Below are 14652 nucleotides of genomic sequence, written 5' to 3' on the forward strand. Positions count from 1 at the left end.
TTTTGCAATTTAGGTGACTCGGCGATCAACGAGGGGGGCTCAAACGTATGATCAAAATTTTCAAAGGACTTTGTATCCTTGCTTTCGGATTAGCGACAACAGGTCAACAAGCCATAGCATCGGAATACATGCCTAACAAATCGGAATCAAGACCTAAAAAGCAAAAAAATTCAAACCGTCGGATACTTGTTCGTTACAAAGATTCCATTACACTCAATAAAATGAATGCCTCTCATTTTTCTGCAGGAGCCTATGTATTAAAATCATTTGAGCTGCCAAAAAATCTAGAAGTTGTCGAAGTAGCCAAAGGAATATCAGTCGAAGCTGCGCTTGAATATTATCAAGAAAGTGACGACGTTCTTTACGCAGAATTAGATGCCCCTTGGCATGCCTACATGGAACCCCCTCCGTCAGAGCCTGTTGACCCTGTGGAACCGCCCCCAGAAACTGATGAAATTGATCCGCGTTTTTCAGAACAATGGGGACTTGATAATAAAGGTCAAACTGGAGGGACAAACGATGTTGATATCAATGCTCCAGAAATGTGGGAACAAATCACAGGCGACAAAGATATTGTTATTGCGGTAATCGATACGGGAGTAAACTACGAACATCCTGATCTGAAAAACAATATTTGGACTAACCCCGGAGAAATACCTGGCAACGGCATTGATGATGATGGTAATGGAGTAATTGATGATGTTCATGGGTTTAATGCTGTTGCCGCAGAGCAAGATCCTAGCTCAGCAACAGCAGGAGACCCCATGGATGATCATGGACACGGAAGCCACTGCGCAGGAATTATTGCTGCAGAAGCAATGAACTCACACGGTGGACGAGGAGTCATGCAGCATGCTTCTATTATCGGTTGTAAATTTTTAACCGCCGAAGGTGGTGGTGAAACCTCTGGGGCTATAGCCTGTCTCGAGTATCTCAGAAACTTAAAAATTCGAGAGAAAAATCCTGTCAATATTTTTGCCACCAGCAATTCATGGGGAGGAGGTGTTAAATCTCAGGCTCTGGAAGATGCCATTCGTGCTCATCAGGAAGAAGGAATTTTGTTCATTGCTGCAGCGTCAAATGACAATCAGAATAACGATACTACAGATGTTTATCCTGCTAACTATACTCTTTCAAACATCGTCTCTGTTGCTGCGACCGATCACAATGATGAAAGGGCTTGGTTTTCGAATTATGGAAAAAGAACAGTTCACTTGGCTGCTCCTGGCGTTGATATCCTTAGCACAGTCTTGGGATCTGACTATGAAAAAATGAGCGGAACTTCAATGGCCACTCCTTTTGTGAGTGGATTAGCAGGAATGATAAAAACCAAATTCCCTTCCTACAACTATGTACAAATCAAGAATTTGTTGATGACTGGCGGTACTCCTGTTGAAGGTCTTAAAGATATCACCATATCTGGAAGAAGAATAAGAGCGATAGATCAGGGTGGATTTGGTTCGATAAGCTGTGAAAACCAAATCGTGAGTACACGTCTTAGCCCCATCGAAAATAAGTTATTGTTGCCCGTCGGATCCAATCTAAAACTGTCTGCACTTAATATTAATTGTTCTGAACCAAATGGTGACGTAGTAGTTCCTATGATGCCAGACGATACTAAATTAACTTTGAGCAATAAAAACCTTTTTGGAAAAAACTCACTCAAAGATGGTATCTATGAACAAGACTGGGTAGCACAGTCTCCGGGAGTTTTTCAATTTTTGTTCCCAGAGAATGATCAAGTAACCGTAAATGTTTATGACCCAACCCATATGAGGGCGTACGTGGCTCATGACGAAAACCAATTTGAATATAGACATATTCAAGGCACTGCTCTCGAAGCACACGATGATTGGATTGCAACAATCGACACACCTTTTCCAATTAAATTTGGCGGAGAAGATCAAGCGTTCAGCATGATTACCATAGGTTCAAATGGAGCCGCAAGCCTAACCAACACTGCTCCTATTGATTTAACTAATACAGAGCTTCCAAATGAAAAATTTATGTCTTTGATCGCTCCATTTTGGGATGATTTAAACCCAGCCGCTTCCGATGGAGATATTTATTTCGATACAATTGGCGAAGCACCCAATCGTGAATTTGTTATTGAATGGAGAAATATACGTCACTACAATAGCTACGATGATATGACCTTCGAAATTGTATTTTTCGAGAATAGCTCAGATATTCTATTTAATTATCTCGATGTCAACGTTGAAAGTTCGGTAATAGATAAAGGTGCGTCCGCCACTATAGGCATCCAAACAACTCCAGAACATACTTTGACACTGAGTTATAACGATGGCACAGTGATTGATTCGAATAAAGGCATTCGTTTTACGCTCGATTCGTTGCTTAATTAGTTTATTTCTTCTTAGGAAACATGAAATGCCACTGTTGATTTTCTTCAGTGGCATTGTTTTATCTAAGAGGCTGTAAAAAAAGTCTTTTAGGATAAATAGGTTCCCAAAATAACGTCGAGAATTGAAAGTATGACATGAGATTTTTTCGAGAGGAAATACCATGTCACGCTTGTATGAAACCTGCCTATCAGATGCAGCCTGGGAAATAATAGAACCCATTTTTCCTGCAGATTCAAAAAATGGCAGACTTCGATTCTATAGCGTGCGAAGCTTAGTTGATGCCATTTTGTATATTTTGAAAAATGGTTGCAAGTAGCGCTGTTTGCCCAATGATTTCCCACCACGAGGTATCGTTTATCATTACTTTCGCACCTGGTCTGTTTCTGGTTTGTGGCAGGCGTTAAATGCTGCTCTTGTAGCAATGGTGATGAGCTGTGCAGGTCGAGAACCAACTCCATCCCTTTCTTCCGTTGACTCTCAATCCCAGACGGCTGAGCCTGGGGTATATGACCGAGGTTTGGATGGAGGAAAGAAGATAAATGGAAGAAAGCGACATATTGCTGTTGACACCATGGGCCTGATGCTGCTGTGTATTTGCACTGCAGCAAATATGGCTGATAAGGTTGCCGGTGAGAGATTAGTCGTTGAGCTCAACAAGCGTGAAAACTTTCCCAGGATGGCGAAAATACTTGGTGATAATGCCTATCTAAATGTAGGTTCAAGCTTGAATGTAGGAGTAAGCACCGAAGCGGCAGAACGCCTGAAAGGACAAAAGGGATTTGTACCACAGATATTTCGTTGGGCAGTTGAAAGAACTTTTGCCTGGTTGAATAGAAACAGGCGCCTGGTTCGTAACTATGAGAAGAGTACAAGCCATCAGGAATCAATGAACTACATCGCTCATGCAAGCTTGTGCATAAAGCGATTGGAAAAGTGGCTTACCACCTAAATTTTGATTTATTTTACAGCTTCTAAAGGATTAAGAATAACTGTTTGCTTATGTTAATTTTTCATATTTATTTAGCGATTGTAACTATTTTGCTAAAACTGCTTTAAAACGCCACTATTTTGATTTTCAAAACAGTTTCTTAAATATGGATGGCAATTAATAATCGATGAGGAAATTATAAGCTCTTCCTAAAAGGTTCCAAAATCTGCAAGCTTTTCGCAAAAATAAATGCAGCCTCATGAAGCTGCATTTAAACCAAGTTTCTTTACGCATATCAGATAAAAAATTCGTGCAAAGACAAATTATTTTTTAAATGATTTTATTTTAAAAAAATAAACTAAGTCGAGGTTCCTTCATTACAAGCCTTTTTGACGTTTGACTTGCGCAATCATACGAGGATATTCGATATCCCACTCAGGGGTTCCTTCCTTAATATTCTTAAGACGCGAACGTGCTTCTTGCTCAACTTCTTCACTTACCTGAATGGATTTATTCATGCATTCCTTAATAGTTTTTCGCAAATCTGCATCTTGGGCATAAATCTCTTCTATATTTTTCGATTGAAAAAGAGCTTCAAGAAGTTGGTTAAGTAAATACTCCAAACCCTCTTCTCCAATTTTTACATTTCTTCTTTCAGCAAAACGCTGTTTCAACTGTTGAAACCTTTCTCGCGGCATACCAAGTCTTACCAAAGTATCTGCAGCCTCACGACTAATCTCTTCTTCGGTATCGACATAACCTACCATCACAGCCGCTAAATCTAGCTCCGCTTCACTCATGCGGGATTCATCTACTTCAATGGCCTCTTGAGTGCTCAGAGTGCGAATTACGTCGCGTGCAATTTTAGGAATAATTTTTCTATACAGGGCCATTAATTACCTCTCTCGATCAAAGCAAAAAACAATATAGTCGGGCTGGATCGTATCTTGAATGGTTAATATGTCAACAACACTAAATAAGCTAAATACGCCTAAAATATGAGATGAGCTCACCCTGGCAAGGCATGAAAACTGTGATAAATCAGGCCAATCCAGCTAAAATTTCGGCAATATTCGGACTTTCTTTTTTCGATAATTTTGTGCTATGAGCCAAGTTGAATCAGATTTTATGTACCTCAGCACAAAAATCCTTGGAATTTTGTAATAAAAAATTGATTGCAAATGATAAATCACAAAATGAGATTATAAAACTTATTATGCGTGTTAATTGTCTGAGATTTTTCGTGTTTAACCAAAAAGGAGCTCACTGATGGGCTTGTTTGATTTCTTAAAAAGCACCCCCTCTGCTAATGCTATATCCGGTCAAGTCCGCAAAGCTAAAGAACTTTATGCGCAACCAGACTACCGACGCATGGCCATGGATAAATTATTGAAATGGGATACAGATGAAAGCCTAAAAGGACTTTTGGAACGTTTTACCGTGGTAGTCCAATCCCCTCATTGGGATGAAGAAGAAAAAAAGTGGCTGGTGGATGAAATCATTCAAAAAGGCGAACGCATGATTCCGCTACTGCGAAACTTTTTATTTGAAAAAAACGAAGTAAATCATGCAATTGTCGCGCTTAAAAAGCTCGTCTCCGATCCTAAGAGCTACACAGAACTCCTCGTTCAAGCTCTACAAAAGCGTCCTCCTGGAGATCATAGAAGCGTACAGGCTAAACGAGAAATTATTGCCGCACTCGGTGATCTTTCTGATCGCTCCTTAGATCCAATCCTCTTGCCCTATATTGATGATCATAGCGATGATGTGCAATGCCTTGTGATTGAACTACTAGGAGATAGTTCTGAGGAAAAAATCATCAAAAAACTTCTAAATACTCTCAACAATGAAGAACATTCAGCTCGTGTAGCACGTATGAGCGCGAAGGTTCTGTGTGACAAAAAGGTTTTAATTGAAGATGACATTGATCTAAGTGATGAAGTAAAAGAAGAATTCACTATAAAAAATAAACAATTGGTTCGCATTGAGCACTAACAGCTTTAACCCCATAATGAAGGGATTTAAATAATAATTTTATTTACATTCCTAAATCTAAAACTTGTTATCTTTCATAGTTAAAAAATTATAAAAGAAGGCCTCTATTGTGGCCTTCAAATATTGTGCCCAAATTTAAATATAAAGCTGCTTGGTCTCAAGGATGACTCATGAAAAAGGAAGTTTTTGTACAAAAATTTGGTGGTAGTTCAGTAGCATCACCGGAAAAAATTTCGTTGGTAGCGGAATATATTAAACAATCGCTGACCAAGCAAAAACAAATTTGTGTAGTTGTGTCTGCAATGGGGCACACCACCAATGAGCTCATTAAACTTGCTCACCATATAAACCCTCATCCCCCAAAACGCGAAATGGACATGCTTATAAGTTGTGGTGAGCGTTCATCCATGGCTCTTTTGGCAATGGCTTTAGCAAAAATTGGCGTAAAGGCTATCAGTCTTACGGGTTCACAATCTGGCATCATTACAGACGATCATCACAGCAATGCTGAAATTATCGCTATTCGTCCCCAAAGAATTATTGAAGCTTTTTCCCTGTATGACGTAGTTATCGTTGCGGGTTTTCAAGGCGTTTCAAGCAACAAAGAAATCACCACTCTCAAACGAGGGGGATCTGACACCACAGCTGTCGCATTAACAGCTGCCCTCGAAGCACAGTTATGTGAGATTTATACAGATGTTCCAGGAGTAATGGATTGCGATCCCAAGATTTTACCTTTTACCCAACCGATAAATGAATTGGATCACAAACAAATGAGCTCAATGGCTTTGTACGGCGCAAAAGTTCTTGCACATGATGCAGCTCAAATTGCCCAGCAGCTTAATGTCTCAATCCTTATCGCTCAGTCGGGAACGCGGCACGGAACACACGTTAAGGAAAAAATTATCAGAAATAAAAGTTCGGCAATAAGCGCAATAAATCACCTGCGTGGAGTCGTTCATCTGAACCTTCCCTTAGAGCAAATTTGTTTTGAATGGCATAATTATTTTTTGTTTGGCCAAATCAAGGACGGTTTTATATCTGCCTATGTTTCCAATGATATAGCCCAAGAACTGCTGAAGGATGCTTCGACAAGTTCAGGATTAGCCCTTATTACTCTACAGCTTGCTCACCGCACAAATCTTGGGCAGACGATCTTGTACTTAAATAATATCCTTAGAGAGCGTAATATAGCTTTGATCGAATCAATGATTGGGTGCGACGAAATTTTCGTTGTAATAAGAGATGAAGCTCTAGAAAATGCACTCACTCATTTACACGCAGCTTTTTTGTTGGAGGGCACATAATGGACCTAAAGTACCGCAAAAATAAGGTTGCCTTTTTACTTAATGCCAACGCTAAACACGTAATGGCGCAGAAAAAAATTCTGTCAGAGCTTATTCCTGCACAAGATCTTTATTTTTCCAAAAATTTAAATGAAGCTCAAACTATGATCAGTGAGATACTTAACAAGGGATATAGATACATCTTCAGTGGAGGTGGCGACGGCACAGCCGTAAGCGTGATCAATCTTCTCAATAAATCTGCTAAAAAATTACCTGAAAATAACATTCCTTTAATCGGCATGCTGAGACTTGGCACAGGCAATGCTCTTGCCCGAGTACTAGGAGCGCGAAAACCTGAAGATGACATCAAAGCTGTTTTGAGTGGAAGGCATCTCAAACCAGTAGCGGTTTCAATGATTGAGACCGAGACAGGCTTACTCACTCCTTTTGCTGGAATCGGTTACGATGGCGAATTGATGAATGACTTTGAGGCTGTCAAAAAAATTTTTTCCCAAAGCCCTCTAAAAAAATTTTTTACTTCGTTTGTGGGTTTTACGATCGCCGGTTTTTGTAAAACACTTCCTCGCCAAGCAGGAAGAAAACTTCCGCTCGTTAAAGCCAAAAGCTCAAAACCAGCCTATCGAATTATTCGAAACAAGAACAAAGACGAAGAAATATATTTAAAAGAAGGACTAGAACTCTATCAAGGTATCGCGCCTCTTATCTGTGTAGGCACAATACCATCTTTAGGTTATGGGATAAAAATGTTTCCTTTTGCTCAAAAACGACCAGGTTATATGCACTTGCGCATCAGTGCGGTTCCTCTTGCCACGTGCCTATCTCATTTTTACCCTTCTATCTGGCAGGGCTCTTTTCGTCATCCAGAACTTTACGATTTTTTAGTAAAAGATGTGACTATAGAATCAAATGAAGGACTGCCATATCAGTTTGCCGGTGATGCTATGGGATATCAGAACAAATTATTCTTTAAAATTTCGGATAGTCCAATCAATATGGTTTCACTTTACAGTCCAGATAAAAATATGCATTTCCCTAGTGAAGCTCTGCTTATGCCTTTGAAATAAATAATTACATATAGCTGCTTATTTTTCTGCCTTAATATGGCAATAGTTGAAGCACTCAATAACAAAAGTCCTGAGTTAGCAAAAAAGATCGCGAAAGACTCCTGTGATAAAATAGAAAAAATTTCCAATATAACACGCAACGCTAAAGAAATTTCTTTTGCAGAACAATGCAAAAAACATACAAAAAATTTTTAATATGATGCCTTGAAAATAATTTAGGAATTTCTTTTGCTAACTTTCAACATTATTTTTGCTATGCAGTGGCACTATATCTAAATTTCTGGAGTGAAGATCTACTGGGATTTGAACTTTAAATAAAACACACTATATAATCGAGCCATGAAAAGACTATTGCTTACAGTTATTTTTATAATTTTATCAGCGGGCTGTTTACCAAAACCAGGCTTGGTAAAGAAAGGCCGTGCCAGCTTTGGGGTAACGCCCCCTGGAAATGAATGGGTTCAAAAATCTTTTCGCGGTGCTCAATTATTTTTTAAACACAAGCACCAAAATGCATCAATATTTTTTAATGCTCAGTGTGAAAACTTATCAGACAGTCCACTTGAAGCGCTTACCGCTCAACTGCTTATAGGTTTTAGCGATGTTCATTACCAAAAACAAGAAAACATAAAAATTAGTGACAGAGAAGGTTTGCTGTCGATCCTAACTGCTAAAATCGATGGAGTTCCACGTTACCTGGAAATTATTATTCTGAGAAAAAACCGCTGTGTATTTGATGCTGTTTTTAATTCAAGCCCAGAGTCTAAAGATTTGGTCAAAGACTTCAGTTCTATGATGATTAACTTTTGGGCTGAGGCTCAATTGTGATTACTACATTGATTAAAAAATTTAGGGGCATTGTTTCGCCTGACACCCTTGAATCAACTGGCGCGTTTTTCAGAAAAAAAATTGCTTATCTTGGAGGCCTCACCATACTGGTGGGAAATTTTTACAAGCATGCAAGCAAACGGCCAGTCATCACCAAAGAACTTAAAGAGCAGTGTTTTCATGTTGGAGTAAGCTCCATGCCTATTGCCGCTGTAACTTTATTCTTTGTCGGTGTGGTTTTTGCGTTTCAATTTGGCATTACCCTACGAGCACTAGGAGCAGTACAATTCATAGGCCGTGTCACAACCGTTTCTTTGGTGCGAGAACTCGGCCCAGTATTTACCGCCCTTGTTGTTGGTGGTCGCATTGGCGCGGGTATGGCCGCTGAGATAGCTTCCATGCGAGTAACAGAACAGATCGATGCCATAAGGGCTTTAGGAGCCAGTCCCATAAGAAAACTGATTGTTCCTCGTATACTGGCCGCTACTTTTATGATTCCTTTGGTTTCAATTTTAGCAACAGTCATCGGTGCTTTTGGGGCAGTAATTATTTCATGGGGTGAATTTAGAGTAAGCCCTGTTTCATTTTATGGCTCGTCCATCGCCACTGTTAAGATGATAGATTTTATATCAGGATTTACCAAAACCTTCTTTTTTGGCTTTGGTATCGCCTTGGTTGGCTGCTACGAAGGACTTTTTTGCGATTTTGGAACCAAGGGAGTCGGTCGTGCTACAACACGTGCTGTAGTTAATGTTTCACTGGTGATAGTTTTTACCGATTTTTTTCTCACCCGAATTTTTGCTTACTTTTTGTAGAGGAAATATTTTTTTAATTTGCAATGTTTTACTTTCAATTCATCTCTCCTCAATTTTCTGACGGGCTTTATTGACTAGTGCTTTAAGGCCCTCAGTTTTTTATGAGCAAATCTCGATAATGTTCTTTGTAAATTTCCACCAAACTTAAAAACATAGTGACCAACAACGGCCCATAAAATAGACCAAAGAGTCCATAAACCTGTACACCAGCCAAAATCGATAAAAATACCAAAGCCGAATGCATCTGACTTTTAGTGCCAATCAACTTTGGCTTAACAATCGTTTCAAGAATAATCAGTTGGCCAATATTCACAATCAAAAAAATTACTGACTGCCACAATTCCTGGGTGAGAAATAAATAAATAGATGCTGGAATAATGACGATGCTTGCTCCCACAAGCGGAAGAAAAGCTGCAATGGCCACGGCTACTCCCCAAAAAAGTGCACCGGGAATATGAAAAATATAAAATGATAGACCACCAATGAGACCTTCTACGATACTTATCAAACCATTGCCCAAAAAAACGGCGCTGGAGAGCTCCTGAAAGCGCTTCGCTAGTCTTTCTTTTTCATCTGTAGGAATAGGAAATAGATCCATGACATATTTTTTGGTGGCTTGACCACTGACAAAAAATACAAAAACCAGCGCTACCGTCAGAAAAAAATTGAAAGTTAATGTTAGAAAATTAGTGGCTATAAATCCAATACTGTCATAAAACCTCTGCCCCATGGCTTTAAAAAAATTGGTGGCAAAGTTAAGAATTTTAGCTGGAGCAATACTGATGCCAAAACTTTCTAAATAATTTTTTAACTCGATCAGATAATCTTTCAACGATTCAAGCCAAAGAGAAATTCCCCCAGCATTATTTAATTTTTGTGTGGCCTGATAAATAGCCAATGCTTGCTGCAGCAGTGAAAATATAAAAAGAGTGATGGGCACCATCACACACAAAAATACCAATGTTGTAGATATGCTCGCACTCAAATAGGCGCGATTGTTGCTCCATCTCATGATCTTTACATGCATGGGGCTGAAAAGTGAAACAATAACAAGCGCCATTATGATGGGCGTAATAAAATTAAATAATAAATGTCCCACCAACAATGAGCTGAGCAGCAAAAATAAAATAAAGGTCCAGATAATAAATTTAGAAGTGTTCACCACGAACCTCTTTCAAAAACGAATTGTCTTTAAATACAAAATTATCCATCTAAGTTCTTGGATAACCTTGTAAACAATATAGCCAAAGATAACAAAAACTCTTTTGCAACCTCATCCTATTTCCTTAATAAAATCTTGAGTCGTGGTTCGCTCGCATCTGCTGCCCATGTTCTTACTTACTTCTGTAATTGTTTTCGATAGACTCAAGGGTGAGCACATTTTGAATTTCTTTAAGATTTTTTTCTAAGGTTTGCAACTTTATCATTGAAAGTTCTTCGGGATTCAAGGCTTTCTTGTGGTAATTTTTATCTATTTGTGAAACTCCAACCCCCCAGCGAGACATGTAAGATATTTCACGGTAGCGCTTGAACCAATTAACCCTTGAAAGATCTCCTATATCTGGATTCCACTTGGAACTGGTGGATTGCCACATTCGCACATGAACTATTTGTTTTTCTTTTGGTAGATGACTGTGAGATTGAAATCTGCGTGTTCTGCCTATAACTTGCTCTAAAACCGTGTTGTTCAGCATAGGTTCAAGAATATGCAAATATTGAGTACCCTTTAAGGAAATGCCTTCGGTTACATCCGGATGAAGCATTAACAGACGAATCTTGTCATTGTTGTAATCTGTTACAATTTGGTTAACCGCTTCTGCCCGTAGATCAGGAGTTATAATCGCATACTTTTCCTTATATCCCTGTCTTTTCAAAAATTGCTCAAATGACAAAATTCCTGTTTGATAATAATTTGAATACATAACCGTTTGTTCATTGTGCCTCTTCATTTCGTCATAGATTTGAAGGAACTTGGGAGATTCAATTAATTTTCCATCACTACTAGAGAACTCAAAATTACCGATATCTCGTCCTGCTCCAACAGAAGAATAAATCTGATCATGCAATCTACTGCTATTTATCTCGACATATTCATCGCTTCTATGAATTTTTTCGTTCCTTAGCAGCCTCTGCAATTGCGAAACAGGCAAATCCCCTTCAACGAGATGTAAGAAGAACGAATATTGGTACTTATTGTAAGGAACCTCCATGGTCTTCATGTCAGATGCGGGAAAATCCTTAAATGTGCTCTCGTCAAATTTAAAATAGGATAAATACTTATTAAAAAATGGTGTCATTTTTTCAAGATTTAAACGACGCAGCTTAAAAGAATTGAGATCAAATAAAAGGTTTGTTCCAATAGTCATTCCCAACCCTAAAGGCAATCCTACAGCAACTCCCAATGGTCCGAACAGGGCTACAGAGAAAAGACTAAAAGCGATAGGACCGGCGAATAACATAAAGTTACTTTCTGAAAAATAACCCCTAAAAAATTGTCGGGTGGGAATTATTTCCGTATATTGCAGACGAAAACTTTCTTGATTAAAGGGCATAAGATCTTTACCCGAAACAAGATTAAGCATAAAGGCAACATCTGACTCATCTGCATAAACTGGAGTACCAGTCAGAGCCAGAATTTTATAGGCTTTCCTTAAATTGCTGTAGACTTCAGAAAAATTTTCATTGGACTGACGGTCTACCGTGCGCATCATTTTGACCAAGTTATGTACTTCATCAGCCAAAATAATGTGATCGCTAAGATCCATGTGGGCGAGCTTGCTTGGAGCATCGTCATAGGAGATAAAAGTAAAGCGCTCAGGATCGCTCACCCCATAGGAGTCAATGCTATTTTTCCAATTACTCTCAATAAAACGCGGAGCCAAAATGATAACCGGATGGCTCGAAAAAGCCTGAGCAAAACCAAGGCCCAAATATGTTTTACCTGTTCCCATGTAGTGATTGACCAATAAACCTTTTTGCTCTGGGTGTTTGAGTAAATAATCGATAGGCGCTAATTGATGGGCTAAGAGTTGGATATCGCTATTGCCCTTAGCTTTTTCTTTTGTATTCTCTGAGATTTCTAATAGGGGCTGATGACTACTTTTCACAGCATTTTTTACATTCGAACAAGATACGCTCAACATAGCCCAAAAAAATATAATCAAAATTCGCATTAGTGCACCTAGCCTAAATTTGGTTAACATCATTTTAAAATTTATGAAATCTAAAATCTATTAATGTGAATCAGTATTGCGTATGAAAAATATATATGATTTAAAAAACTTCAAGCAGTTGCCCTACAAAAAATTTCTGCCCAATTTTTATACATGTTATATTTTTTTAGATTGCATCCTTAATACTGGTATATGGTGGATAAATAGTATATGAAAAAATTTTTGTTTTTTATATTTCTGATACTCAGCAATACAGACTTACTCGCGGAAGATGCTTCTTTTGGGGAAGAATATATTCTACCTCTTAAATATCCAAAATTTTTTGCAAGTACAGATTATAATATGATGAGAAATTTCCATGGTTTTTTGAGTTCAAAATTACGCCATTCCTTTGACAACAATTGGAACTTAAAATTCGGATTTGATGTGGGTCTTTATAAGTATTTCAATGCCGGTGTAATCTTATCTAACACCATACCTAAAAATTTTACAAACGCTAAGTTTGAGCCCATCTTTATGCATTTTAGTCTTTATGGAAAGCCTTATTTACCTTTAGGAAATCGTTTTAGTGTCTTCACTCGCTTTGGGGGCGGCATTAGCATAAGTCTTGTGAATATTTTGCACCACCTTCGCAAAAATGGTTCGGATACCCTCAGACAAGAAATTCGTAATCTCTATCACGAACAAGGCTATGCAGATCTTTCTCCTGGAGCTCATGCTTTTGCTTCTATTGGAATGGAGGTCTTTCCTTTTTCTCGTCTTGGTTTAGCGCTTGAGTGTGGAATACAAGCAGAGTATTACTATTCATCTAAAGGAAGTTCCCTTGTCAGTCTTTTGGGAGACAATAAAATAGAAAAGCGCGCTCCTTCATCTTTGCAATATCTTATATACCAAATGCCCATCACTTTGAGCCTTAGTTTTATTTTCTGATCTGCCCGTTTCCTATACCAACCCATTTATAGGTGGTGAGTTCATTGAGTCCCATGGGCCCACGTGCGTGGAGTTTATCAGTGCTGATACCAATTTCCGCCCCAAGGCCAAAACAGGCGCCATCAGTAAATCGTGTCGACGCATTGACATAGATCGCTGCAGAATCAACCTCTTTGGTAAAGCGCAGTTGATGTGATTTATTTTCGCTGACGATTGAATCTGAATGATGAGATCCATAGCAATTGATGTGAGAAATGGCTTCTTCAACATCATTGACAATTTTTATAGCAACAATCAAATCAAGGTATTCAGTAGCCCAATCTTCCTCTTGCGCTTTTTTTGCCGGAATTATTTCAAGAACTTTTTCATCTCCACGAATTTCTACCTGGGCCTCATTAAAATTTTCATAAAGTTTGGGCAAAAATTGTTGAGCGATTTTTTGATGAACCAAAATAGTTTCAACCGCATTGCATACGCCTGGTCTTTGCACTTTGGCATTGTGACAAATATCCAAAGCCTTTTTTATATCAGCAGATTCATCGATAAAAATATTACACACGCCTTTGTAATGTTTGATAACTGGCACCGTGGCACAATCGCTCACTGCTTGAATCAGCCCTTCTCCTCCTCGAGGAATTATAACGTCAATGTAATCATTAAATCTGCAAAGATGATTGACCGCTAAGCGATCATTAATAGGTATCATCTGTACAGCAAACAAAGGAAAATTAATTTTATTGAGACCAGCATCAATCGCCTTTATCAAGGCTTGATTAGAATGCCAGGCTTCTTTACCGCCACGTAAAATAACCGCATTGCCACTCTTAAGACAAAGTGCTGCAACATCAACAACAACATTTGGGCGTGATTCAAAAATAACTCCAATCACTCCCAAAGGAACACGAATCTTTTTAAGCTCAAGACCATTGTCTAATTTTTTGCTGGTAATTAATTTTCCTATTGGATCGCTCAGCTCGGCAACAGTACGAACACCTTCAATCATACTATCGATGCGCTTATCATCAAGCCGCAAACGATCGATCAAAGATGAAGCGCATTGCCCTTCAACAGCAGTTTGCATATCAAGCGCATTTTGTACCTTGATAAAATCGCGATGTTCATCGAGCGCTTGAGCTATAGCAAGAAGTGCCTGATTTTTTTCATCCGAAGAAACTGAAGCTAATTTGTACGATGCCTGCTTTGCTTGCTGGGCAATAACCATAACAATATTTTGTATTTGATCCAT

The 14652-nt window shown here is 38.7% G+C and carries 13 protein-coding genes; 9 read left to right on the plus strand and 4 right to left on the minus strand.

Annotated features, from left to right (window positions below; translation table 11 throughout):
- Positions 1-47: 47 nt before the first annotated feature.
- From H6731_05280 to H6731_05290, 3 genes are all read left to right on the plus strand, one after another.
- On the plus strand, positions 48-2366 hold the full coding sequence (locus H6731_05280) for a S8 family serine peptidase (GenBank protein ID USN51819.1): 2319 nt from the start codon (positions 48-50) through the stop codon (positions 2364-2366).
- A gap of 160 nt (positions 2367-2526) precedes the next feature.
- Positions 2527-2682 carry a transposase gene (locus tag H6731_05285; protein USN51820.1) on the plus strand — a complete coding sequence of 52 codons (156 nt, stop codon included), beginning with the start codon at positions 2527-2529 and terminating at the stop codon, positions 2680-2682.
- A 6-nt stretch (positions 2683-2688) separates the two neighbouring features.
- Positions 2689-3315 carry an IS5 family transposase gene (locus tag H6731_05290; protein ID USN51821.1) on the plus strand — a complete coding sequence of 209 codons (627 nt, stop codon included), beginning with the start codon at positions 2689-2691 and terminating at the stop codon, positions 3313-3315.
- Between the two features lie 356 nt (positions 3316-3671).
- On the opposite strand, the gene H6731_05295 is transcribed toward H6731_05290, so the two are convergent.
- Entirely contained in the window at positions 3672-4187 is a 516-nt protein-coding gene (locus H6731_05295) for a DUF507 family protein (GenBank protein ID USN51822.1), read from the minus strand.
- A gap of 376 nt (positions 4188-4563) precedes the next feature.
- Here H6731_05295 and H6731_05300 point away from each other — a divergent pair, with 376 nt between their 5' ends.
- The 5 genes from H6731_05300 (at position 4564) to H6731_05320 (ending at position 9303) form a co-directional block, all read left to right on the plus strand.
- Positions 4564-5289: a HEAT repeat domain-containing protein gene (locus H6731_05300; GenBank protein ID USN51823.1), complete on the plus strand. Its 726-nt coding sequence runs from the start codon at positions 4564-4566 to the stop codon at positions 5287-5289.
- Between the two features lie 170 nt (positions 5290-5459).
- On the plus strand, positions 5460-6596 hold the full coding sequence (locus H6731_05305) for a hypothetical protein (protein USN51824.1): 1137 nt from the start codon (positions 5460-5462) through the stop codon (positions 6594-6596).
- Positions 6596-7660 carry a hypothetical protein gene (locus H6731_05310; GenBank protein USN51825.1) on the plus strand — a complete coding sequence of 355 codons (1065 nt, stop codon included), beginning with the start codon at positions 6596-6598 and terminating at the stop codon, positions 7658-7660. The genes H6731_05305 and H6731_05310 overlap by 1 nt, the downstream gene beginning before the upstream one ends.
- 339 nt (positions 7661-7999) lie before the next feature.
- Positions 8000-8488, plus strand: coding sequence for a hypothetical protein (locus H6731_05315; protein ID USN51826.1), 489 nt, complete (start codon positions 8000-8002; stop codon positions 8486-8488).
- Positions 8485-9303, plus strand: a complete 819-nt coding sequence (locus tag H6731_05320; GenBank protein ID USN51827.1) for an ABC transporter permease — start codon at positions 8485-8487, stop codon at positions 9301-9303. Before H6731_05315 ends, H6731_05320 begins: the two co-directional genes overlap by 4 nt.
- Before the next feature lie 91 nt (positions 9304-9394).
- On the opposite strand, the gene H6731_05325 is transcribed toward H6731_05320, so the two are convergent.
- Together H6731_05325 and H6731_05330 are read right to left on the minus strand one after the other, a co-directional pair.
- Positions 9395-10465, minus strand: coding sequence for an AI-2E family transporter (locus tag H6731_05325; GenBank protein USN51828.1), 1071 nt, complete (start codon positions 10463-10465; stop codon positions 9395-9397).
- Positions 10466-10637: 172 nt separating this feature from the next.
- Positions 10638-12476: a DEAD/DEAH box helicase gene (locus H6731_05330; protein ID USN51829.1), complete on the minus strand. Its 1839-nt coding sequence runs from the start codon at positions 12474-12476 to the stop codon at positions 10638-10640.
- 210 nt (positions 12477-12686) lie between these two features.
- Between H6731_05330 and H6731_05335 the strand changes: the two genes are divergently transcribed.
- Positions 12687-13406 carry a hypothetical protein gene (locus tag H6731_05335; protein ID USN51830.1) on the plus strand — a complete coding sequence of 240 codons (720 nt, stop codon included), beginning with the start codon at positions 12687-12689 and terminating at the stop codon, positions 13404-13406.
- On the opposite strand, the gene H6731_05340 is transcribed toward H6731_05335, so the two are convergent.
- Entirely contained in the window at positions 13396-14652 is a 1257-nt protein-coding gene (locus H6731_05340; protein USN51831.1) for a glutamate-5-semialdehyde dehydrogenase, read from the minus strand. The genes H6731_05335 and H6731_05340 overlap by 11 nt on opposite strands.

The sequence above is a fragment of the Myxococcales bacterium genome (genome assembly GCA_023898405.1).
Classification (GTDB): Bacteria; Myxococcota; UBA727; order UBA727; family JABDBI01.

Bases quoted from the DNA above. Each gene is read 5' to 3' on its own strand.
- H6731_05295 (USN51822.1), bottom strand. From the start codon at position 4,187: ATGGCCCTGTATAGAAAAATTATTCCTAAAATTGCACGCGACGTAATT.
- H6731_05335 (USN51830.1), top strand. From the start codon at position 12,687: ATGAAAAAATTTTTGTTTTTTATATTTCTGATACTCAGCAATACAGAC.
- H6731_05340 (USN51831.1), bottom strand. From the start codon at position 14,652: ATGGATCAAATACAAAATATTGTTATGGTTATTGCCCAGCAAGCAAAG.
- H6731_05280 (USN51819.1), top strand. From the start codon at position 48: ATGATCAAAATTTTCAAAGGACTTTGTATCCTTGCTTTCGGATTAGCG.
- H6731_05315 (USN51826.1), top strand. From the start codon at position 8,000: ATGAAAAGACTATTGCTTACAGTTATTTTTATAATTTTATCAGCGGGC.
- H6731_05305 (USN51824.1), top strand. From the start codon at position 5,460: ATGAAAAAGGAAGTTTTTGTACAAAAATTTGGTGGTAGTTCAGTAGCA.
- H6731_05310 (USN51825.1), top strand. From the start codon at position 6,596: ATGGACCTAAAGTACCGCAAAAATAAGGTTGCCTTTTTACTTAATGCC.
- H6731_05285 (USN51820.1), top strand. From the start codon at position 2,527: ATGTCACGCTTGTATGAAACCTGCCTATCAGATGCAGCCTGGGAAATA.
- H6731_05330 (USN51829.1), bottom strand. From the start codon at position 12,476: ATGCGAATTTTGATTATATTTTTTTGGGCTATGTTGAGCGTATCTTGT.
- H6731_05300 (USN51823.1), top strand. From the start codon at position 4,564: ATGGGCTTGTTTGATTTCTTAAAAAGCACCCCCTCTGCTAATGCTATA.